The organism is Asticcacaulis machinosus (genome assembly GCF_028550435.1).
Taxonomy (GTDB): Bacteria; Pseudomonadota; Alphaproteobacteria; order Caulobacterales; family Caulobacteraceae; genus Asticcacaulis; species Asticcacaulis machinosus.
The window spans coordinates 1575539-1598874 of sequence record NZ_JAQQKV010000001.1 but is presented as its reverse complement, the minus strand read 5'-3'; the positions used below and the strand labels follow the sequence as shown (position 1 = coordinate 1598874).

Here is a 23336-nt window from a genome sequence, read left to right as displayed (position 1 = left end):
CGAACGGTTTCCTCGGATTCGCTTTTGGGGGCGGGCGATATTTATATGCAATGCGGTGAGTGCGGCGCACAATGGTAGCGTTAACAAATTAATGCGCAAAAAAGACGAAAATTGGCGTAAAACCTTATCTTTCCTTCGCATTTTCCGGTTTCGGCACTTGCCCACCCTGTCCCTTTCGTTAATAGTTCCGCCGGCGGGATGGGGCAGTAGGGACCCTGTTAAAACACAAAATATACCGCAGTTATTGTCAAGGGAATACGGGCTCATGCCCGCAGACAGGGAACGGGCCGTGGCCCGCAGGAAGGATTACATCAATGACCTCATCACTGGGTAAGGTGAACATGGGGCTTGTCATGGGGCTGGCGATTGGTGCCGCCCTGGGGGGCCTTTTGTTCGGCTACGACACCGCCGTTATTTCGGGGGCGGAAGAAGCCATCGTCCATAATTTCGTCACCCCGCGCACCGATCTGACCGAAGTGGCGCGCAACTCTCTGGCGGGCACCGCTATCGGGATCGCGTTGCTGGGCTGTGTGGTCGGCTCACTGATTGCCGGGCCGCTGGCCACCGCACTGGGCCGTCGGATCGGCATGCTGATTGCGGCGTTTCTGTTTTTTGCCTCATCATTGCTGTCGGGCTATCCGGAATTTGGTCTGGCCCCGGTCGGGCAAATGGGCGTGGACGGGCTAAACCCGTTCATGATCTATCGCTTTATCGGTGGCGTGGCCATCGGCATGGCGTCGCTGATTTCACCGCTCTATATAGCGGAAATCGCTCCGGCCAAGCACCGCGGGCTTTTGGTGACCTTTCAGCAGATTGCCATTGTGGGCGGTATGTTGCTGGTCTATTTCGTCAACCTGAAGATTGCCGAGACCGGTACGGATGAGTGGGTGTTGTCGACCGGTTGGCGTCACATGCTGGCTTCGGCCGCGCTTCCGGCCGCCCTGTTCTTTGTGGCCGCCTTTGTTATGCCGGACACGCCGCGCTGGTACGTTCTTAAGGGCAAGGACGATAAGGCTGCAAAGCTTTTGGGCGAACTGAACGATCCGGCCGCGGCTCAGGCGACTATGTCCGAAATTCGCGGCTCCCTGACGGCACATTCGGGCAAGCTTCTGTCGTTCGGGTTTGGCGTGATTGTGGTCGGGGTGCTGCTGTCGGTGTTCCAGCAGTTCGTTGGTATTAATGCCGTGCTTTATTATGCGCCGCTGATGTTCAAGAACATCGGTGCCGGTACCGATCAGGCCCTGTTCCAGACGGTTCTGGTCGGGGCGGCCAATGTGGTGTTTACGCTGGTGGCGACCTTTACGGTTGACCGCTGGGGCCGTAAGCCGTTGCTGATTCTGGGGGCTCTGGTCATGGCCGCGTCTATGGCTGCGCTTGGTGTCCTGTTCCAGCAAAAGCAGGAAGGCACGCTGCTGCTTTATGCCGCCATGGCCTATATCGCCGGTTTCGCCCTGTCGTGGGGGCCGGTTGTGTGGGTGCTGCTGTCGGAAATGTTCCCGAACTCCATCAAGGGTAAGGCCATGGCTATCGCCGTCGCCGCCCAGTGGATTTCAAACTATATCGTCACCTGGTCATTCAAAGTGATCGATGGTGACACGGCTATCAACGCCACATTCAACCACGGACTAAACTATTATATCTATGCCGGTTTTTCGGTTCTGGCGGCGATTTTCGTCTGGAAGTTCGTGCCTGAGACCAAGGGCAAGACGCTGGAGGCCATCGAAGGTCTCTGGAAAAAGCCCTGACCTTAGGGTAGACTGAAACGACGGCGGGGTAATCAGCCCCGCCGTTTTGCATTAAAAAAATGATAATAATGAAACCGGGAAAAACGCCATCATGTCCGATTATACAGAGGAGGGGGATACCCTCGTCTTAAGCCGTGCGCGCGAGTCAGCGATTGCCTTAAGCGCCGGTGATACACAAGTGATCATTGCCCCGCATCTGGGGGCCTCGACCCTTAGCCTGAGACACAAGGGGCGCGATTATCTGCGGCCCACAGCCGACGGGGCGGATGATGTGCTGCAAACCGGCAATTTTCCGCTGGTGCCGTTTGCCAACCGGATCAAAAACGGCCATTTTGTGCTGGGCACCAAGGACATTCAGCTTAAACCCAATCTGGGAGATCATCCCCATACCCTGCATGGTCAGGGTTGGCGCGCAAGCTGGCAGGTGGCGGAGGTCAGTGCGTCACGGGCGCGGCTGGTTTTTGATCATAAATGCGGGGAATGGCCGTGGGATTACCGCGCCGAAGTCATTTGTGAACTGCGTGACGGGGGGATGCGGATATATCTGTCGGTGACCAACCTTTCGCCCTGCGCCATGCCGGCAGGGCTGGGCTTTCACCCCTATTTCCTTAAGTCGCCGCAGACCCTGCTTAAGGCCCATGTCGAGGGGGTGTGGCTGTCGAGCGACGACTGCCTGCCGACCGAATGGCACGGCGGCGTCTATTGCGGTAAGGACTGGACAAACGGGGCGGTGGTCGATGCCGAGCAATTGCTCGATCACTGCCATACCGAATTTAATGGCCGGTTCGACGTATTCGAGGGCGATGAGGCGGTGGTGACGGTTAAGGCCTCACCCGACTGCCACTGGCTGCATATCTATGTGCCGCCGGGCGAGGATTTCTTCTGCGCTGAGCCGGTCAATCACATGCCCGATCCGTTCAATAAACCCAATTCCGGCCTGAAGTGCCTTAAGACCGGTGAGCGGGCGCAGATATGGATGGACATGACCCTGCACGGGTAAAAATACCGGTCTTTGGCTGACTAATACAGGGCCGTTGCTAGCGGGTATTAAATATACCCGCGTCGCTAGTCCCTTATTATTCAGCTCAAATCTCGATATTTTTCTTGATTAAGTCTTACCCACTCAAAATGTATTGGCGCGTCAGCGGCAAACTTTTGAGTGAATTGGTTAGTTCACCCAACCCCCGTCGATGATATAGGGCTGGCCGGTGATAAAGGCGGATTCGTCGGAGCCTAAAAATACCGCCAATGCGGCCAGTTCATCGGGCTTGCCGAAGCGGCCCATCGCCTGACGGGCGGTGAATTCGCTGTAGGCCTTATCGAAGTCGCCGGTGTCGCGTAAGCGTTGCAGCAGGGACGGGGTCTCGACCGTTCCCGGACAGATGGCGTTGCAGCGAATGCCTTGGGCCACGAAATCAGCGGCGACCGCCTTGGTCAGACCGATGACGGCGGCCTTGGTGGCGCAGTAGGCAAAGCGGTTGGGGATGCCTTTGATGGAGGAGGCAATCGACGACATATTGATGATTGAGCCCCCGCCGTTCTTGATCATGTTGGGCAGAACGGCGCGAATCAGGCGGTACTGGGCCGTGACGTTGAGGCTATTGGAAAACGCCCAGTCGTCTTCGTCGCAGTCAAGAATAGTGCCCGCGTGAACAAAGCCCGCGCAGTTATAGAGCACATTGATGTTCGGAAACTCGGCGGCGATGGCCTTGATCGCCTCGGCATCAGTGACATCGAGTTTACGGGCGGTGACGCCGTCTATGGCCGCCAACTCGGCCAGTGAGGCGTCATTGATATCGGCGGCGATGACGTGGGCCCCTTCGCGCACATAGGCTTCGACGGTGGCGCGGCCTATGCCTTGTCCGGCAGCGGTAATCAGGGCGGTTTTGTTGTTCAGTCGTGACATCTCAAATTTCTCATTTAACCTCCTCTCCCCGCGGGCGGGGAGAGGGTTGGGGTGAGGGGCATTTTTGCTGAAGGGCTTTTTTTGCCCCTCATCCGGCTTGCGATAAATCACAAGCCACCTTCTCCCCGTGATACGGGGAGAAGGAAAAGATTTACGCTCGCTTTAAAGGTAAACAGGGCATTTTTACGTTTATGCCTGCCTTTTCAGGGGAAGGCAGGCGGGGCCAATCGGCTCAAACGCCTTATAGGTGAGGATAAATTCCTGATGGCCGAGGGCTTCGGATTTGGTGCGGGTGCCGTTTGCGACGTTGAGCACCAGATCGGTGATTTCAGAACCCACCTCATCCAGTGTGGCGCGGCCTTCCATGATACGGCCGGCATCGACATCCATGTCCTCAGACAGTTTGCGGTAGGTCTCCGGATTGGCGCAGATCTTGATCACTGGCGAAATCGCAGAACCCACGACTGAACCTCTGCCGGTGGTAAACAGGGTTATGTGGGCCCCGCAGGCGATCAACTCGACGATCTCAGCATTGTCGGAAATGTTGGGAAAGCCAAAGCGCGGCTCACCGTCGGGCACCACATCCAAAAGGTAAAGTCCGCCGGTCGGCGGCTGATCACCCGGTTTTAATATCCCGCAGATCGGCGCTGCTCCCGACTTGGAATAGGCGCCCATCGACTTTTCTTCCTGGGTGGTCAGCCCGCCTTCGGCATTGCCGGGCGCGAAGGAACCAAAGCCCATAATGGTGTAATAGCGTTCGGCCTTTTCGACGCTTTTCTCTAACTCGGCCCCCAGTTCCGGCGTGACCGCGCGGTCGGCCATGATGGTCTCGCACCCGACCAGTTCACCGGTTTCTTCAAAGATACAGGCCGCGCCTGCCGTCCCCAAAGCATCGAATGACCGCCCGACGGCGGGATTGGCGGTGATGCCTGATGTGCCGTCCGAACCGCCGCAGATGGTGCCGATGATCAGTTCGGATATGTCCATGTCCACGCGCGGTGTGGCGGCAGCAATGGCCTGCATCCGCCGGACGGCGTCAATGCCTTTCTGGATGGTAGACTGGGTGCCACCGGAATTTTGAATCACCAAAGTCTCAACCGGTCGCCCTGACGCTTCGATGGTGGTTTTAAGCTGCTCACGGTTAAAGCTTTCGCAGCCCAGAGAAATCAGCAGCACCCCTCCAACATTGGGGTGGGTGGTCAGGGCCTGCATCATCTTGAAGGCATAGGCATTGGGATAGCAGCCCGGAAAACCGATCAGGTGAACTTCTGGGGCATCACCGACGACGCCGGACGCTAACTGCTCATAGTCGGTAAAGCGGTTGACGATGCCGCGGGCGACATGGTGGGCGCATTCGACCAGATAGGCGACCGCGATGACATTGCGGATGCCTTTGCGGCCATCGGGTCTGAGGTAGGCATTGTTAATGGTCATCAGCCGACGACCTTTCGGGTGTGAGAGGAAATATAATCGCTTTTCATATTGTGCATGTGGACATGATCGCCGCGCCTGGCATCAAGGGTCATGGAGCCGATCGGTGCTCCGTATTTCAGGATCTTGTCGCCAGCTTTCAGGTCAATGCGCGCCACCTTATGGCCGACCTCAATGTCAGTTGGGATCGTAGCGGGCGCATCGTCAATCATAACAACGCCTCCGGCTGGAATGGCGGCGCGGCACACCAGAACATTGTCGGTGGGATGAAGAAGGATCAGGGGCGAAATCATGCGGATACAGGTGCTTTGGGCGTGGGGGCAGCCGTGTTGAGGCAGCCTGAAGATCTCAGGTCATCCCAAAGGGCCGCTGGTATGAGGTGATTGAACAGGGCGGTGTTGGCGTGTACTTCTGCCGGAGAGGCCATGCCGGGTATGACGCTGACGACCGAGGGGTGAGCCAGCGGAAATTGCAGGGCGGCCGCCGCCAGTGGCACATTATGGGCGTCGCAAATGTTTTCGATCTGTCGCACCTGCGCGATGATGTCAGGGGACGCGGGGCCATAATCGTAAAACGGCACCTTATCGCCTTTGACGCCGCTGATCAGTATGCCGGAATTATAAGGCCCGCCCAGAATGATCGATACACCGCGCGCCTCACATCTGGGCAAAAACGCATCGAGCGGGGTTTGCTCCAGCAGGGTATAGCGTCCGGCCAGCAGGATGACATCCACATCGGCCTGATCCAGAACCGTGTCACATATTGCGGTTTCATTCACGCCTAAACCTATGGCCCTGATGCGGCCTTCGGATTTCAGGGTTTGCATGGCTTTGAGGCCGCCCTCCAGAAAAACCTTAAGGTGATGGTCATGGTTATCACCGTGGGTCAGGCGACCCAGATCGTGGGCCAGCAGGATGTCGATATGGTCGCGATTAAGGCGTTGCAGGCTGGCCTCAAACGACCTCATCACACCGTCGTAGCTGTAGTCAAAATGCTCCTCCATCGGATCGCCATCGACAAAGCCGTGGCGTTCGGTACCTGATGGAGGCGGAGCGATCGGTGTCAGCACGCGGCCAGCCTTGGTGGAGATCACGGCATCGGCAGGCAGCGCCATGCCCAGCCGGCGCTCCGACAGGCCATGACCATAACGCGGAGCGGTATCGAAATAGCGAATACCCGCCGCGGTGGCCGCGTTCACGCATTCGGCCGCGGCTTCATTGCTTAAGGGCCGATAAAGGTTACCAATGGCAGCAGCGCCGAACCCAAGCGGCGACAGATGCACACCTGTGTGTCCGATAGATCTCAAAAAAGTCTGTCCCTGATCATATATGACGTTTCCAGTGGTGTTTTATTTATCAATAAAATCATTGTTATCTATAAAATTACGCCCTTGGCGAAGCGATAGCAAGGGCTTTTGCAGAGCGCGTTTTGCTTAAAGCCGTCTTACCGAATAGACACGCGCTCAACCGATTCAATACCGCCCAGCGACTTTGAGACATTCTGAACGGCGGTTTGCAGGCGCTGGGTGGTTTCCTCTAAGCTAAGGCTGTCCAGGGACCGGATATAGGGGATGGTCATGGCCGCAATCACCATGCCGTCGCTGAAGATCGGGCAGGAAATATCGGTGATGCCGTCGGTAAAATCAGAGCGGCGCTGAACATAGCCGTTTTTCTGGGCGAACTGGCACAGGTCATCGAAAGATTGCCAGGTCTGGGCATCGGCATCCCCCTGAAGCTGGGCGCGCCACGCTTCCTTTATCTTGGGCGGCTGAAAGCTGTAGAGGGTAACGCCTGATGTCGACTGCACCACCTTGGCCTGGTGGCCGACGCGCACCGAAAAGCCAAGATCGCCGGGGGCTTCAACGCGGGCAATGACGACGATGTGGTTGTCGGAGGCGATGGCGATATGGCACGACTGATGGGTGGCCTCACTCAAGGCCTGCATGATCGGCAGGGCGCTGGCCAGCAGGTTCTGGCTGGGGCCACGGCTCATGCCGAGCGAAAACAGCTTATTGGTAAGCTCCAGGCCATCGCCGCGCAGGGCCGGGGCGACATAGCCGCGGTTTTCCAGCACCTGCACCATGCGGAACAACTCACTGACCGAACGATCAAGGTGAGCCGATATTTGCGACAGGGTCAGCGGGCGTTTGTGGGCCGCCAGTAATTCGAGTACGTCGAGCCCTTTTTCCAGTGCCGGGGCACGGTATTTCAAGACGGTGGCCTCAGTATCCTTATCGTCGACACGCAGATTGTGGTGCAAATTCATTGTGTTTCCCCTGTTTCAGTTGTGATTTTGTAAAAGCGTTTGGCATTGGCATCGAAAATTTTATCGATTTTTTTGGCGGATAAGCCCCGCAGGTGGTGGTGAACCTGATCAAACCATGATCGGTAAGACTGGCGCAGGTTGACGACCGGCCAGTCTGAGCCCCACAGGATTCGGTCAGTGCCGAACTGCTCAAACAGGTGGTCAACATAGGGCCACAGATCTTCGATCGGCTGACCCGGCCTCATTTCGGTGACCAGCCCGGACAGCTTGGCATGGACATTGGGGCGGCGGGCGATCGCCGTGATTTGCTCGCGCCAGTGCCGGGTCTCTTCCGGATGGCTGTGGCGGTGGGCAATGGGTGGCTTGGCACCGTGATCAATGACGATACGCAAGGCCGGATAGTCTTCGGCCAGTTGATTAATCGCAGGCAGGTGGCGGGTAAAGACGAGGGCATCGAAGCTCAGGTCATGGGCGATCATGGCGTCTATTGCGGGCCTTACGGCCGGCTGATTGATCCAGTCATCGTCGCTTAAGCCTTGCAGCATGGGCCGCAAACCTTTCAGTTTCGGGTGTCTGGCCAAATCGGCAATGCGGGCGGCGGCATTGGGCGCGGCCAGATCGGCCCAGCCAACCACGCCAAGGATCAACTCATCATGGGACGCGACCTCAAGCAGCCAGTCAGTGTCGGCATCATGAGCCTGCGACTGCACCACGATACTGCCATTAAGGCCAGTCGACACCGCTTCGGATTTTAGATCATCCAGCCCGTAATCGCGGTCGATGGCCTCAAGATCAGGTGTGGGCCAACTATGACCATTCCGACCGATCTGCCACAGATGATGATGTGCATCGATCATACCCCCGGCGCCTTTAATGTGACGTCGTGGCTGAGATGGCGACCGGTGATTTGGGCGATCTCAGGCCATAGAGCGCGATGATGACAAAGCACAGGGCGGGCACCAGAATCGAGGTGCGGATGTGGCTGGCGTCGGAAATCAGGCCCATCAGCGGCGGCAGGAAGGCCCCGCTGACGATGCTCATGACCAATAGCGACGATCCGGTCTTGGTCAGCGGCCCAAGGCCCTGCACGGCGGTGGCGAAGATGGTCGGGAACATGATCGACATAAAGAACGAGGTCGCCGTCAGGGCATAAAGGCCATAAAGCCCGCCGGCCGTCGCCGCATAGGCGCACAGTCCGATATTGATGACGGCAAAGGTGGACAGAATCCGAACCGGTGACAGGCGGCTCATCAGGGCTGTGCCGACAAATCGGCCCACGGCAAACAGGATCAGAGCGATAAACAGGAAGTTAGCGGCGTCTTTTTCGGGCATGGCCAGTTCGGACTGAGCGTAACGGATCATGTAGCTCCAGATACCGACCTGCGCGCCGACATAGAAAAACTGCGCGACCACGCCAAACAGGAAATGCGGGCGCTTAAACAGGTCGGAAATAGCGCGCCCTGAACTTACCTCTTCGCCACTATGTTCGTGGGTATTAGCCGTCGCGGCAGCGGGGAATTTCGACAGGGCGACCAGTATGGCCCAGGCGATGATGACCACGCCGATAATCAGATAAGGCCCTTGGACGGCCTGAGATTCGGACGCGTAGAACGCCTGACGAGCCTGATCGGACAGAGCGCTTAATGAGGCTTCGTCATGCTCGATGCCGGACAGGATAAACTCCTTGCCCACCCAGATGCCGGTCAGCGATCCCAGCGGATTGAACGCCTGCGCCAGATTAAGCCGGAACGCGGCTTTCTCAGGCGGCCCCAGCACGGTGATCAGCGGATTGGCTGAGGTCTCTAAAAATGCCAGCCCTGACGCGATGACAAACAAGGCCCCTAAGAACCACAGATACTGGTGGTTATTGGCGGCGGGATAAAACAGGAAGGCGCCTGCCGCAAACAGGATCAGGCCGGTCACAACCGCCGCCTTATAGCCATAGCGGCGCATGAAGAAACCCGCGGGCAGGGCCAGCAGGAAATAGCCCATATAAAAGGCCGATTGCACCAGCCCCGATTGCAGGTCGGTCAGCGAAAACGCCTTTTTAAACTGCGGGATCAGGACATCATTGAGATTATTGGCCATGCCCCAGAAAAAGAACAGGCTGGTAATCAAAATCAAAGGCCACAGCGCGCCAAAAGATGACACGCGCGGAGTATCGGCGTTGCGCATAAATTTAAGTCCTCAACCTGTATTAGCGCTGTTTTTTGTAGGGTTGCGCCGTTTTGCCCAACACATCACATATGAATGGTCTGGTCAAATATGAAATTTACAATATTGTCAAAAATATTGGACGCGGATAAAAATACCACTTAAATCTTGGGCGCATCACGTCAGGAGGCTTTATGACCCTTACCCGCCATTGCTTTGCGCTGGATCTGAATGATGATCCGGCCCTGATTGAGCGTTATAAGGACTGGCACCGCCCGGGCAAAGTTCCGTCCGCCGTCATTGCTTCCATCCGGGCGGCCGATATCCGCGACATGCAAATCTGGCAGACGGGCGACCGTATGTTCATGATCATGGAAACCGGCCCTCAGTTTTCGCCTGCCGCCAAGGCCGCCTCAGATGCGTCCAGCGCGGATGTGCAGGCCTGGGAGCATTTGATGTGGCAGTTTCAAAAGCCTTTGCCGTTTGCAAAACCCGGCGAGAAATGGGTGGCGCTTCAGTCCGTCTTCGACCTGAGTGAGCAACCCTGAAAAAAAACCGCTTCACAGTTTTGGGAATGCGCGATATCTGGTGAACCAATTGCCGGACAAATAAGTACGGCGGGCTTTTAATTATATGACAATTGCCTGATCCCGGCCTGTGCGCTAAGAGGACTGTCAATGTCTTGATGTGCAGGGAAAAGCGTTGATGTTCGGCTTCGGGAAGTCAAAAGTACAAAAGAAAAATGTTCTGAAAATCGGCCTGATTGGCCTGGGCAAGATCGCCGTCGATCAGCATGTGCCGTCGATCCGCAGCAATCCGAACCTGGAACTGGTTGCCGGCGCCAGCCCCGGCTCGCGTCCCGAAGGGATCAAGGCCTATAATACTCTGGCGGAAATGCTGAAAGCCCATCCGGAAATTGAGGCGGTCGCTGTGTGCACCCCGCCGCAGGTGCGCCTCAAGGTCGCGCGTGAGGTGATCGAGGCCGGTCGTCACGTTTTCCTTGAAAAACCGCCCGCAGCGACTATCGGTGAAGCCGAACTGATCCGCGATCTGGCCGCCGCCAAGGGCGTATCGGCACTGGCGAGCTGGCATTCGCGCTATGCCCCGGCGGTCGAAGCGACCCGTAAATGGATGGGAGAGCGTCCGATCAAGTCGGTGCACATCGTCTGGAAGGAAAATGTTCGCCAATGGCACCCGGGCCAGACCTGGATCTTTGAGGCCGGTGGCATGGGCGTGTTCGATCCGGGCATCAATTCCCTGTCGATTCTGACGCGGATTGTACGCGATACGGTGTTGGTCAAAAAGGCCGATCTGCATATTCCATCCAACTGCGACGCCCCTATTCAGGTCGAGATGGACATGCAGACCGACAAGGGGATGGCCATTCGCGCTGACTATGATTTCCTGCAAACCGGTGTGCAGACCTGGAGCATTTTTGTCGAATCCGAAGCCGGTGAGAAACTGACCCTGTCGATGGGTGGCACCGAGCTTGAGATCGATGGCAAGACGATCATGAAGGAAAAAGAGGCTGAATATTCAGGTCTTTATGCCCATTTCCATGATCTGGTCAAAAGCGGCACCTCTGATGTTGACCTGAGCCCGCTGCGGATTGTGGCGGATGCTTTCATGGTCGGAAAACGCATCGAAGCACCGTCATATATCGAATAGTTAATTTCGGCTCACCTGACAGGGGAAATCCGGTGGCGATCGTCTCAGCTATAGGCTAAGGTTCTAACGAACAGTCTAAAGCGCATTCCAAAAAGTGTTGGGCGGTTTTTGGACTCAAATGCGCGTAAGCTAATGCGGGGGAGGGCATGGTCGCACGGTTTCTGACGTTTACGGCGCTGACAAGCGTGCTCATGCTGAGTGCGTGCGATAAACCGCAACCGGCAAAGCCCGCTGTGCCTGAGGATGCCCTGCCCGCGACGGTGCCGATCCGCGTTGACGACAGCTATATGCAGGCGGAAATGACCGCGCCACGCTCGTCCGTTGCGGATCTGCCGCCGCAGGCGGCCAAGTTCATCACTGCCCTCAACAGCGACGATGAAAAGCTTATCCTTGGTTATCAGGGCTTTGAGGATATGTATTCGGAAAAGGGCAAGCTCAATCAGGTCGAGCGCGATCATATCCGCAAAGGCCTGCGCCCGCTTCTGGCTTCAGGCGCCATTGCCATGAAGGAAATCGATCGCGCCGATCATGAATTTACGGTGCTGTTTTATCTGGTCGAACATGCCGATCAGATGGAAGACGAAACCTTCCTCAAGCAAGCCTATATGTCCGCCTATTTCGCCTGCCGATTCGATGATTCGAGCGGGTCATGGAAACTGGCACCACCTGCGGTCTGTTTCTCTGAGACCGATGGCCCGTATGGCTAAAAGCCTCGTCACAATTTAACCGCTACGTATCATGCCAAGTGCTGAATTATGCCGGATTCTGACGCGCTTTATATTTTAGGTATAAAAATTATTTCAGATAATTTTGATAAGCTAACATGAAAACGGACGGTTTTGGGGCTGGTTTGCGGGAAGTCGCGGCATAAAAATATGGCCCTGAAATATCAGCTTCAGGGCCATATTTTTAAAGGTCAAAAGATTTTACCTGCCTACGATTTGGGATCAGCCACAAATTCAGGCTCGGGGGCGTGGGTGCGGGTGACTTTGGCAACCCGGAGCGCGTTGGTTGAGCCGGATTTGCCAAACGGCATGCCTGCGACGATGACGATATTTTCACCGACCTCAGAAATGCCTTCGCTGCGGGCCAGTTGCGTGGCGACAGCGACGGTTTCCGACATGGAGTGCGTCACCGGGGCTTCGATCGCATGTACGCCCCAGGTGATGGCCAGTCGGCGCGCGGTCTCTATATTGGGGGTAAGCCCAAGGATCGGTACATTCGGACGCTCACGCGCCACCCGAAGGGCTGTCGAGGCCGAGTTGGTCAGGGCCGCAATCGCCGACGCATCAATGGTTTGCGCGACCTGACGGGCCGCGGCGGCCATAGCACCGGAAGTGGTTTTTTCCGGCTCCGGTCGTCTGCGATCGGTATTGGCGCGCCAGCCTTCGTCGGTTTCGACGCGGGCGATGATGCGGTCCATGATGGTCACGGCTTCGATCGGAAACTGTCCGGCGGCGGTTTCAGCCGACAGCATAACGGCGTCCGAGCCATCAAAAACGGCGGTGGCCACATCTGAAGCTTCGGCGCGGGTCGGGGTGGGGGCAGAAATCATCGATTCCAGCATCTGGGTAGCGACCACCACCGGCTTACCCATCATGCGGGCCGACTGGATGATGCGCTTTTGCGCCAGAGGCACTTCCTCGGGCGGCAATTCAACGCCCAAATCACCGCGCGCCACCATGACGGCATCGGAAAGCGCCATGATTTCTTCTAAGTTATCAAGTGCTTGTGGTTTTTCCAGCTTGGATAAAACCCACGCCCGGCCTTTAATGATTTCTTTGGCTTCAAGCACGTCTTCGGGGCGCTGCACGAACGACAGGCCGATATATTCCACGCCACGTTCCAGCGCAAAGGCCATGTCCTCGCGGTCTTTTTTAGTCAGAGCCGGGATCGGCAGCACCACGTCAGGAACGTTGACGCCCTTACGGTCGCTGAGACGACCGCCATTGATGACCACAGTTTCCAGATGATCTTCGCGAACGTGCACGACCTTGAGTTTCAGCTTGCCATCATCAAGCAGAAGGTGCGAACCGATCTGGGCGGCGGCGATAATCTCAGGATGCGGCAGGTTGGCGCGACGCGAATCGCCCGGCGTCGGGTTAAGATCTAGCCGGAAGGTCTGCCCGTTATTCAGCACAACCGCCCCGCCCATAAAGCGTCCGACCCGCAGTTTCGGGCCCTGAACATCGGCCAGAATGCCGATGGGATGCTTGGTGCGCGCCTCTAAGTCACGGATAAGGTCTATATTTCGGCCATGATCTTCGTGGCTGCCGTGGGAAAAGTTAAGACGGAAAACATCGGCACCGGCCTGAAACAACTGCTGGAGCATTTCGGCATTAGAGGACGCGGGGCCTAAGGTGGCGACGATTTTGGTGCGGCGGCGGCGAAGTATCTTCAAGGTCGGACTCATGCAAAATATATGTCAGTTGGGGGTAGTTATGGGCGGCCTTATAGATTGAATGGCAAAGCGCTGTTCTGATCCCGGCCGGGCTGTTTAGGCCTGCGACAAAGCGCTGTTTCTCAATGTGGGGTCAAGTCATATTTTTGTGGCAATCGCCAAAAATGTGACGTGTGGCGCTCTAATAATTGACCATGTAGTCAAAATTTTAGGCGTAAAAGTGATTTTACGCACCATTTGTGTGACTTTTGAGCCATTATGTCATATTTTTTATGGCAGCGCTGTCATTCTATGCTGGCTTCTCAATGATATTATGATATCGCTACCACCAAAGAGCGCCCGTTCGGTTCATTTTAAGCTTTAAAATGTAGTGGATAGGGTGCCGGACAACGGCAGTTGATTTGGAAGGATGTCCAGGCTTAGAGCGCAAAATTCCGGACGTGGTGTGCACGTCGCGGAGCCATCTATTGAATCCTGTATTTTCCCAACATCTTGACTGAATAAGAGCGGTCGCGGCGCGATCTGAGGGATTTCCCACGCAGGCAATCTCCGGGTCAGGTTTCGGTCATAATTTTGGGACGCATTCAACCTTTGCCGGCCTAAAGATCGGCGGTTGAGCCTTGGTTTATTTAGAGGGAGGAGTTTTATGAAAAACTCACGTACTGCGCTTAACGGGCGCAGCGCTTTCAGTATCGTGCTTAAAAACGGGGTATCGGCAGTCGCACTGGGTGCGCTGGCGGCGGCCCTTGCTATGCCTGCTGTGGCGCAGGAGGCTCCGGTCGAAGACTCAGATGTGACCGAAGTTGTGGTCACCGGTCAGCGCGCACAATTGAAGTCCGCGCAAAAGATCAAGAGAGATGCTGACACGGTTGTTGATTCGATTACGGCGACTGATATTGGCGCCTTGCCGGATCGCTCGGTCTCGGAAGCCCTGCAACGTGTTGCCGGTGTAACGCTGGAGCGTACGGACACCAACCGTGACCCGGCCCGTCTTTCGGGTGAAGGCGGTGGCGTGGCCATTCGTGGCCTGAACTATGTGCGTACGGAACTGAACGGCCGCGATGTTTTTTCGGCTAAAAACGGGCGCTCAATCGGCTTTGCTGATATCTCTGCTGACCTTATGGCGGGCGTGGACGTCTTCAAGAATACGACCTCTGATCAGGTTGAAGGCGCTATTGGCGGTACGGTCAATCTGCGCACGCGTTTGCCGTTTGATTCCAAAAAACGGATCATTGCCTTCTCAGCGGACTCCAACTACGGCGACCTACGCAAAGACAGCTTCCAGTCGGGCTCGCTTACCTACAGTGATCGTTGGGATACCTCGATCGGTGAGATCGGACTTCTGCTCAACGGATCGCTTTCCAATGTCGGGACACGTTCGGATTCCGTTACGACGGATTCTTACATAACCGATTCTCAGGGCCGTTCGACGCCTAAGGGTTTTGGTTATAAGTCCCTTGAGTGGGATCAGGAGCGCACGGCTATTGCCGGTGCCCTGCAGTGGCGTCCAAATGACCAGTGGGAATTCACGCTTCAGGCAATCCAGGCTAAGGCCACGCCAAAGAGCATGGAAAATACCGCCTATTTTGATATCAATACGACGCCTCAATCGACTTATAAGTATGCTGGCGGTACTCGTGGTGCTCTGACCTATGCCGAAGGTAATGACAGTCCGATCTTTATCGCGCGTTACGGCGAGGACGAAAAAGAGACCAATGATGTCTCTTTGAGCTTCAAGTTCTATCCTTCGGACAGCCTGACGCTGACGGGTGATCTGCAATATGTAAAGTCACAGTCCAAGGCCATGTCTTTGACTGTCAATACGACCTATTCCGCTTCCAGCGATTTTAAGCTGGATTTGTCGGGCGACCTGCCGCAGATGACCATAGGTCAGACCGCCGGTTATGAAACCGCAGCAAGCTACGCCTATCAGTCGGCTATGGACCACTACGAAGATAGTGAAGCCGATCAGTTTGCGGCGCGTTTTGATGCGGTCTATGAGTTCGACAGTGACTGGCTCAAGAAGGTCAAGGTTGGCGTTCGCTACACGGACAAAAATTCCACGACGCGTGAAACCGGCTGGAACTGGGGTGCTGTATCTCCGGGCGGCAACTGGGGTGGTGATTACAACATCACTAATGATGGTGTGAATGACTATCTGGCCGACGCAACGCCGGGCAAGACCGGCAGCGGCGGACAATTGTCGAATGTGGCATCCTATGTGAAGCTTGATAACTTCATGCATGGCAATGTGGATCTGGATCTGCCAAGCGCATGGTTTGCGTCGAAAGCCTTCATCAGTAATACTCGTAATGCTGGCGATATCCTGCATCAGGCTTCGCTGAACGCATGGTGTGGCGGCTGTGGTTATGGCTTCACGCCCTTTAACGGCGATTACGAAGCCGTTGGTCAGGGCCGCAGTGATAACAACCTGAGCGGTATCAACGTGCAGTCTGAAACGACTAAGGCTTTCTATACGGCGCTTTATTTCGGTAGGGATAATGCCGTTGGTGGTAAGGCGCTTGACGGCAATGTCGGCTTCCGTGTGGTTAAGACGGACGTAGAAGGCGACCTGCCTTACACGACCTATCCGCAGATCACGACACCAAATGTTGATCCGGCAGCCTCTACGGCCGAAAAGGCGGAAATTGCCCGCGCCAAGCTGTTCTTGAACAATACCAAGGTTTTTGGCAGCACACCGTCGCAAAACGACTACACTGACGTCTTACCGAGCCTGAACCTGCGTCTGCACTGGAGCGACGAGTTGCAGTTCCGTTTCTCGGCATCGAAGGCGATGGTGCGTCCGCAACTGTCTGATATGCAGGGCTATACTTCGATTACGGCGAATACCACGACCTTCACGGTCAACGCCGGTAATCAGGCTCAGTATCCCGGCTATGCGCCAGGTGATTACATCGCCAGCCTGAACAGCATAACCGGTATTGGTGGTAACCCGAACCTGAAGCCGTTGACGGCCAATCAGTACGATTTGACTGCCGAGTGGTATTTTGCGCCTACCGGTAGCCTTACGGCTGCGGCGTTCAAGAAGGATCTTAAGAACTACTTCTTTGGTGCCAGCCAGGTTGAAAGCTTTACCAACAATGGCGTAACTCTGGATGTGCCGGTTTACCGTGTTCACAACGGTAAGTCAGGTGAGATTTCCGGTATCGAACTGGCTTATCAGCAGTTCTACGACTTCCTGCCGGGAGCCCTGTCAGGTATCGGGGTTCAGACGAACTTCACCTATATCGACTCCAGCGGTGGGGCGAACCCGATCTCTAACGTCAATGACACAAATCAGGTCACGAACACTGCAGCAGATCTGCCTCTGGAGGGGCTGTCCGATAAGGTGTTCAACTTTGCTCTGATGTACGAAAAGTACGACATCTCGGCACGTCTGGCCTATAACTGGCGTTCGGAATATCTGATGACCACCAGCGCGGCCAACTCGAACATGCCGGTGTGGATGGATGCCTATGGTCAGTTGGATGCTTCGGTCTTCTATCAGATCAACTCGAATCTGAAGATCGGTCTGCAGGGCACCAACCTGACCAACGATCGTATCACCACGAAGATCGGCTTCCCCGGCCAGGTCGCCAACTACTCGTGGGTAGAGCAAGATCGTCGTTTAGCTATCGTGCTGCGCGGCCTGTTCTAAGACCAGAGCCTTATAAGGCTATAGACTCTAAGGCCCGCCCGGATACTCTCCGGGTGGGCTTTTTTATAAACGGATCAGATTTATAAGTAGGGAACACCTATGTCCGGTGAGCATATAAAACACATCGTCATCGTGGGCGGCGGTGCGGCGGGCTGGATATCTGCCAGTACTTTATCCAGTGCATTGCGTGGAACCGTCAGGATTACGCTCATAGAATCCGACGAAATCGGTATTGTTGGCGTGGGTGAAGCTTCGATCCCGCCGATTCGTAATTTTAACCGTGTCAATGGCATTGATGAGCTTGAGTTCATTAAGCGGACTCAGGCAACGTTTAAGCTGGGGATCGAGTTTCGTAACTGGGATAAGGGCGGGGACGCCTATATTCACCCGTTCGGCCCTTATGGCCGGAGTATCGACCTGATACCATTCCATCAGTATTATCTGCGATTGCGCCAGACCGGCATGGCCTTGCCTTTGGAAGATTATTCCCTGGCCATACGAGCGGCAAAGCAGAACCGGTTTGCGACTCCGCAACCCAATGTCGGAACTGTCTATGAGGGCTATACCTATGCCTATCACTTCGATGCCGGGCTTTATGCGCGATTTTTACGGGATGTGAGTGAGGCCAGAGGGGTTCATCGTGTCGAGGGTAAAATCACGGGCGTTAATCTGAATCCGGAGGATGGCTATATCGATAGCGTCACCCTGCAAAGCGGGCAGACTATTCAGGGCGATTTCTTTGTCGACTGTTCCGGATTTCGGGGGCTCCTGATAGAAGAGGCGTTGAAAACGGGATATGAGGACTGGTCGAAATATCTGCCTTGCAACCGTGCCTTAGCCGTACCGAGCGAACGGGTGGAGCCGCTTACGCCCTATACGCGGGCAACCGCGCATCAGGCAGGCTGGCAATGGCGCATCCCGCTGCAACACAGAACTGGCAACGGGCACGTGTTTTGTGACGCCTTTACCACTGAGGATGAGGCACGCTCAGTCCTGCTGAGTAATCTTGACAGTAAGGCGCTGGCCGATCCGCGCTTGCTGAAGTTCACTACAGGACGGCGAAATAAGTTCTGGAACAAGAACTGCGTTTCTATCGGTCTGGCATCGGGGTTTATGGAACCCTTGGAGTCAACCTCGATCCATCTGGTTCAAACCGCGATTTCACGAGTCGTTGGTTTCCTGCCGACCCACAGATATGATGAGGCCAGTGTCGATGAATATAATCGCCTGACCACTATGGAATTTGAAGAAACGCGTGATTTCCTCATTCTGCATTATAAGGCGAATACCAAGCCCGATATGCCGTTCTGGCAGTACTGCCGCGACATGCCCATTCCAGATACGCTTCAGCGTCGTATTGATATTTTCAAGGCGCGCGGTCGGATACATTTTCGCCATGAAGAGCTGTTCCAGGAAGCCAGTTATCTGGCTGTGTTCACCGGGCAGAATATCTGGCCGGAAGGCTATGATCCGGTGGTAAACGTGCTGTCGCTGGAGGATACACGGGCGCGGCTGGAGAAAATGCATGACATTATTGGCCAGGCAGCGGCCGTGTGGCCGACCCAGACCGAATTCATTGAAAAGACCTGTAAAGCTGCGCAGATCGTAAATGTATAGCGCGACGAACGGATAGGGCAGATGCAGACTTCACATCTTGAGCGCATTGTCATTGTGGGCGGAGGGACGGCGGGATGGATGACGGCCGCAGCCTTGTCACAGGTTCTTAAAGGCACGGCCACCAGAGTGGTGCTGATTGAATCCGAGGAGATTGGAACGGTCGGAGTCGGAGAGGCCACCGTTCCGTCCATTATAGGATTTAACCGTCTGCTTGAACTGGACGAACGTGAGTTCTTTCTGCAAACCAAGGGCAGCATCAAGCTGGGGATTCAGTTTTGCGACTGGTACAGGCCGGGGGCATCTTACATTCATCCCTTCGGCACATTTCCGGATAAGCTGGGATATTGTGAGTTTCAGCATTACTGGCTGAGAGCCCGGCAGCAAGGCTTGCCCTATGACCTTGGCGATTTTAGCCTGAATGTAGTTATGGCGAAGGAAAATCGTTTTGCCCCGCCAACGCCGGATCAGCGATCGCCTCTGTCTACGACGGGATATGCCTATCATTTTGATGCCGGCCTTTATGCAAAATATTTACGGAACTACGCCGAGCGCCGTGGTGTCGAACGTATCGAAGGGAAGATATCCCAGGCCCATCTTGATGGTGAAACCGGTTTTATTGCTTCGGTTGAGTTGGAAACTAGCGCCCGCATTTCCGGTGATCTGTTTATAGATTGCTCAGGTTTCCGCGGCCTTTTGATCGAGCAGGCGCTTAAAACCGGTTATGAAGACTGGAGTGATCTGCTGCCGTGTAACAGCGCGGTGGCCGTGCCGTGTGAAAGCGCCGCCACCCTCACGCCCTATACGCGGGCTACGGCGCGGGAGGCTGGCTGGCAATGGCGTATCCCGCTTCAGCATCGTATCGGCAATGGCTATGTGTACAGCGATAACTATATTAGTGACGATGAAGCCGTATCTGTTCTTATGACCAATCTGGATGGAAAAGCGCTTGCTGATCCGCGAGTTATTCGGTTTCAGTCCGGCCGGCGTAAGATGGCATGGAATAAGAACTGTATCGCTATCGGCCTGTCGTCAGGCTTTCTTGAGCCCTTGGAATCGACGTCGATCCATTTAATCCAGAAAGGCATTATCAAGCTGATCCAATGCCTTCCGCGTAAGCATTTTCCGGCGTCTTTGGTGAATGAGTACAACCGTGAAGTCAGGCGTGACTATGAAAGTGTGCGCGATTTTTTAGTATTACATTATAAGGCAAATCTTCGTGACGGCCGCTTCTGGCAGGATTGCCGTAACCGGCAAATTTCCGATCAACTGACAGCGCGGATCGAGCTGTTTTCTGAAACCGGACGTTTGTCACTCCATGATCAGGAATTGTTTAAAGGGCCGAGTTGGCTAAGTGTCTTTATTGGCCAGAACATTTTTCCATCGACCTATGATCCTTTGGCCGAGGCCGTGCCTTTGCCGGACCTCATGGGGAGTTTGAACGGTATCAGAAGCACCTTTCAGGATCTGGTTTCAAAGTTGCCTTCGCATCAGCAGTTTCTACAGCATCAGATAGATCTGGCCGGCAGATAAGTGCGGATATTACGGCTCAAACCTCATCCGAATGGCGCAGGCTTTGGCGGTGGCGGCGCGTGAGGCTCCTGATCACGCTGACTTTCTGAAGACCTGGTGCGGGGCCGGTGTTACCGGGGACGTGAGGGTGTAACCGGCCACCGCGGCCCGCGAATCGCAAATGCTGCAATGCGAAATCGGCATTAACGTCAAAAAAACCTAAGTTACGAAATTTTTTTATAAAATTTTCACGTAATGGTTAAATTTCGTCTGCGGCGTGCGGCGGTTTAATTGTCAGGCAAATTTGTTGGCTAATTATAAGTATTTGCTGAAAATCGTCCTGTGTACGATTTGCGCGTAAAGGGCGAAAAACGAAAAAAATTGACGTCAGGCGATTTTTTCAGTTGCAAATTAACGCCAAAACGCGCTTTTTGAAATTTGATTTATTTAATCGGGAAGGGCCTATAAAGAGCCTTCGTCACCGAACACAGGGTAGGGTACATGTCCGAACCAACAAGTAGCGCCAAAAAGGGCTCCGGCCTTGTTTTGGCGGTCATATACGTTACGGCGCTTTTCTTTATATGGGCGTTCGTCACCAATTTGCTAGATCCGCTTTTGAAGGCCATGAAGACGGTCTTCACGCTTAACAACCTCGAAGCCAACCTGACCGGCTTTGCCTTCTTTATTGCTTACGGGGTGATGTCATTCCCGTCGGCGGCATTCCTGTCAAAATTCGGCTATGCCAAATCCGTTCTGCTCGGCCTTGGCGGTATCGTCATCGGCTGTCTGATCGCGCTGCTTGCCACCAAGGTTCAGATCTATCCGGTCTTCCTCGTGGCCCTGTTTACGATGGCGTCTGGTGTGACGCTGTTGCAGGTTGCGGCGAACCCGCTGATCGCGTCGCTGGGCTCGGCCAAGGATTCGCACTTCCGCCTCAACTTGTCGCAGGCTTTTAACTCGCTCGGTGCCGCGTGCGGTATGTTCTTTGGGGCGCAGTTCCTTCTGGGCGGCGACATTTTCAAGGAAGATGTGGTTGTTACCGAAGCCCTGCGTCAGGAAACCCTGTCGTTTGTGGGCAATGTCTACTTCCTGATCGCGGCCGCTCTGGCTGTTTTCATCGTCGCCATCTGGCTGGTTCGTCAAAAGATCACCGATGCCGCGCCGAAAATGGGCCATCTGGTGTCGCCGTTCTCAGCCCTCGGTTCCAAGTGGGCCAATCTGGGCGCTATCGGCATCTTCCTTTACGTCGGTGCAGAAGTGGCGATTTCCCTGAACCTGCTGCTGTTTCTTGAGCAAAAGAATATCTTTGCTCTGGGTGCTCAGGATGCCGGTAAGCTGATCACCTTCTACATGCTGTTTGCCATGATCGGCCGTTTCGCCGGTTCGGCCATGCTGAAGTTTGTTAAGGGCTATATCCTTCTCGGCGTGTTTGCCGTCGGTGCGATGGCCATGTGTCTGGTGGTTATCTTCTCCAACGGTCTGGTGCCGTCGGATTTGAACTCGACCGTCAATCTGCTGGGCGTTGATCTGCCGCTGACCACCGGCGTCATACCGGGCTTTGCGGCTCTGCTGGTAGGCCTGTTCAACTCGATCATGTTCCCGACCATCTTTACGCTGACGCTTGAGCGCTCGACCGCGGCCACCTCGGCGACGTCGGGTCTGCTGGTGCTGGCCATTGTCGGGGGCGCGTTCCTGCCGCTGGTGTTCGGCTACATCACCGATATGACCGGCAGCCGTAACCTTGGCTTCATCGCGCCGTTGATTTGTTATGTCTATGTGTTGTGGTTTGCGATCGTGGCCCCCAAGGCGCCGACTCATGCCATCGAAGAAGGCGTTGCCAGCGGCCACTAATCGGGCCACTCACGCTGAACTGTAAACGAGGGCCCCTGCTTAAGCCTTAAAACGGGCAGGGGCCTTTTTATTTGAGTAAAATTTCGGCGCTTAGGCCGGTCTGGGACAAAGATGCTTTATATTGGTGTTGATTTCGGGGGCACAAAGATCGAGGCAGCAGCGCTGTCAGCCGACGGCACCTTCCTGTCGCGCCAACGTGAACCCAATCCCGGCAGTTACCCGGCGGCTATCCGGCTGGTGCGTGAGCTCACGGCGCGGGTAGAGACCGAAGCTAAAATTAAAGTCCCTGAACTTACCGGTATCAGCGCGACCATAGGGATTGGTTCCCCCGGATCCGTGTCCCCGCGCACCGGTGTCATGCGCAATGCCAATTCGGTTTATCTCAACGGTAAGCCGTTCCGTGAGGATCTGGAGCAGGCGTTAAAGCGACCTGTACGTCTGGCCAACGATGCCAACTGCCTGGCCTTAAGCGAAGCTATCGATGGGGCGGCGAAGGGGGCGAAATCCGTCTTTGCCATTATTGTGGGAACAGGCTGCGGCGGCGGGCTGGTGGTTGACGGGCATCTGGTTGAAGGTGCCAATGGCGTGGCGGGTGAATGGGGGCACATGCCCTTGCCGTGGCCGAAACTGAATGAATATCCGGGGCCTAAATGCTGGTGCGGGCAGCACGGTTGCCTTGAGACCTGGGTGTCAGGCACCGGCTTTGCGCGCGATTTTGAACATACGACCGGGCGCGCACTTAAGGGCGAAGAGATCATAGAGGCGATGCGCGCCGGGGATCGTGACGCCGTGGCCGCCTTTGACCGGCTGTTGAGCCGCCTGGGCCGTGGCATGGCGGCGATCGTCAATATTCTGGATCCTGACGTGTTTGTATTTGGCGGTGGTTTGTCGAACGTACCGGAAATTTATGAGCGTCTGCCGGCGATTATCGAGCCCTATGTGTTCTCGGATGGCTGGCAAGCGCAGCTTAAACCCGCGCGTTGGGGCGATTCGTCCGGTGTGCGCGGAGCGGCTTATCTGTGGCGCGAAGGCTAAAAACGGACGCCATGATCTTTGACCTGAGATTTTTATCTGGCAGATGAGTTGTTTTTAAGACAGATAATGTCTGCGTAATTCATTAAAGTGGTCGCG

General features: G+C 55.3%; 18 protein-coding genes. 10 read left to right on the top strand and 8 right to left on the bottom strand.

The window, feature by feature from the left end; genetic code table 11:
• Positions 1-314: 314 nt before the first annotated feature.
• Together PQU98_RS07325 and PQU98_RS07320 are read left to right on the top strand one after the other, a co-directional pair.
• Positions 315-1745, top strand: coding sequence for a sugar porter family MFS transporter (locus PQU98_RS07325; protein ID WP_272744249.1), 1431 nt, complete (start codon positions 315-317; stop codon positions 1743-1745).
• A 91-nt stretch (positions 1746-1836) separates the two neighbouring features.
• On the top strand, positions 1837-2745 hold the full coding sequence (locus PQU98_RS07320; protein ID WP_272744248.1) for an aldose 1-epimerase: 909 nt from the start codon (positions 1837-1839) through the stop codon (positions 2743-2745).
• Positions 2746-2913: 168 nt separating this feature from the next.
• Here the strand turns inward: PQU98_RS07320 and PQU98_RS07315 are convergent, their stop codons facing one another.
• From PQU98_RS07315 to fucP, 7 genes are all read right to left on the bottom strand, one after another.
• Positions 2914-3651: an SDR family oxidoreductase gene (locus tag PQU98_RS07315; protein WP_272744247.1), complete on the bottom strand. Its 738-nt coding sequence runs from the start codon at positions 3649-3651 to the stop codon at positions 2914-2916.
• 189 nt (positions 3652-3840) lie between these two features.
• On the bottom strand, positions 3841-5085 hold the full coding sequence (locus PQU98_RS07310) for a UxaA family hydrolase (protein WP_272744246.1): 1245 nt from the start codon (positions 5083-5085) through the stop codon (positions 3841-3843).
• A complete protein-coding gene (locus tag PQU98_RS07305; RefSeq protein WP_272744245.1) occupies positions 5085-5375 on the bottom strand; it encodes a UxaA family hydrolase in 291 nt (96 codons plus the stop codon). Before PQU98_RS07305 ends, PQU98_RS07310 begins: the two co-directional genes overlap by 1 nt.
• Positions 5372-6388 carry an aldo/keto reductase gene (locus tag PQU98_RS07300; protein WP_272744244.1) on the bottom strand — a complete coding sequence of 339 codons (1017 nt, stop codon included), beginning with the start codon at positions 6386-6388 and terminating at the stop codon, positions 5372-5374. The genes PQU98_RS07305 and PQU98_RS07300 overlap by 4 nt, the downstream gene beginning before the upstream one ends.
• A 137-nt stretch (positions 6389-6525) precedes the next feature.
• Positions 6526-7347 carry an IclR family transcriptional regulator gene (locus tag PQU98_RS07295; RefSeq protein ID WP_272744243.1) on the bottom strand — a complete coding sequence of 274 codons (822 nt, stop codon included), beginning with the start codon at positions 7345-7347 and terminating at the stop codon, positions 6526-6528.
• The gene (locus PQU98_RS07290) at positions 7344-8204 is read right to left on the bottom strand and encodes an amidohydrolase family protein (protein ID WP_272744242.1); all 861 of its coding nucleotides are present in this window, start codon (positions 8202-8204) and stop codon (positions 7344-7346) included. The genes PQU98_RS07295 and PQU98_RS07290 overlap by 4 nt, the downstream gene beginning before the upstream one ends.
• 13 nt (positions 8205-8217) lie before the next feature.
• Complete coding sequence (gene fucP, locus PQU98_RS07285) at positions 8218-9522, bottom strand: L-fucose:H+ symporter permease (RefSeq protein ID WP_272744241.1); 1305 nt, start codon at positions 9520-9522, stop codon at positions 8218-8220.
• 173 nt (positions 9523-9695) lie between these two features.
• Here fucP and PQU98_RS07280 point away from each other — a divergent pair, with 173 nt between their 5' ends.
• The 3 genes from PQU98_RS07280 (at position 9696) to PQU98_RS07270 (ending at position 11876) form a co-directional block, all read left to right on the top strand.
• Positions 9696-10049: an L-rhamnose mutarotase gene (locus PQU98_RS07280; protein ID WP_272744240.1), complete on the top strand. Its 354-nt coding sequence runs from the start codon at positions 9696-9698 to the stop codon at positions 10047-10049.
• A 157-nt stretch (positions 10050-10206) separates the two neighbouring features.
• A complete protein-coding gene (locus PQU98_RS07275) occupies positions 10207-11169 on the top strand; it encodes a Gfo/Idh/MocA family protein (RefSeq protein WP_272744239.1) in 963 nt (320 codons plus the stop codon).
• A gap of 146 nt (positions 11170-11315) precedes the next feature.
• On the top strand, positions 11316-11876 hold the full coding sequence (locus PQU98_RS07270) for a hypothetical protein (RefSeq protein WP_272744238.1): 561 nt from the start codon (positions 11316-11318) through the stop codon (positions 11874-11876).
• Between the two features lie 227 nt (positions 11877-12103).
• Here PQU98_RS07270 and pyk read toward each other — a convergent pair whose 3' ends face one another.
• Entirely contained in the window at positions 12104-13570 is a 1467-nt protein-coding gene (gene pyk, locus PQU98_RS07265; protein ID WP_272744237.1) for a pyruvate kinase, read from the bottom strand.
• 646 nt (positions 13571-14216) lie between these two features.
• On the opposite strand from pyk, the gene PQU98_RS07260 reads away from it, so the two are divergent.
• The 5 genes from PQU98_RS07260 to PQU98_RS07240 all read left to right on the top strand — a co-directional run bounded on the left by PQU98_RS07260 (position 14217) and on the right by PQU98_RS07240 (position 23240).
• Positions 14217-17228 carry a TonB-dependent receptor gene (locus tag PQU98_RS07260; RefSeq protein ID WP_272744236.1) on the top strand — a complete coding sequence of 1004 codons (3012 nt, stop codon included), beginning with the start codon at positions 14217-14219 and terminating at the stop codon, positions 17226-17228.
• 99 nt (positions 17229-17327) lie between these two features.
• Positions 17328-18845 (top strand): tryptophan halogenase family protein, encoded by a 1518-nt coding sequence (locus PQU98_RS07255; RefSeq protein ID WP_272744235.1) that lies wholly within the window; start codon positions 17328-17330, stop codon positions 18843-18845.
• Positions 18846-18866: 21 nt separating this feature from the next.
• The gene (locus PQU98_RS07250) at positions 18867-20375 is read left to right on the top strand and encodes a tryptophan halogenase family protein (protein ID WP_272744234.1); all 1509 of its coding nucleotides are present in this window, start codon (positions 18867-18869) and stop codon (positions 20373-20375) included.
• A gap of 480 nt (positions 20376-20855) precedes the next feature.
• Positions 20856-22205: a sugar MFS transporter gene (locus PQU98_RS07245; protein ID WP_272744233.1), complete on the top strand. Its 1350-nt coding sequence runs from the start codon at positions 20856-20858 to the stop codon at positions 22203-22205.
• Between the two features lie 111 nt (positions 22206-22316).
• On the top strand, positions 22317-23240 hold the full coding sequence (locus PQU98_RS07240) for an ROK family protein (protein ID WP_272744232.1): 924 nt from the start codon (positions 22317-22319) through the stop codon (positions 23238-23240).
• Positions 23241-23336: the final 96 nt, after the last annotated feature.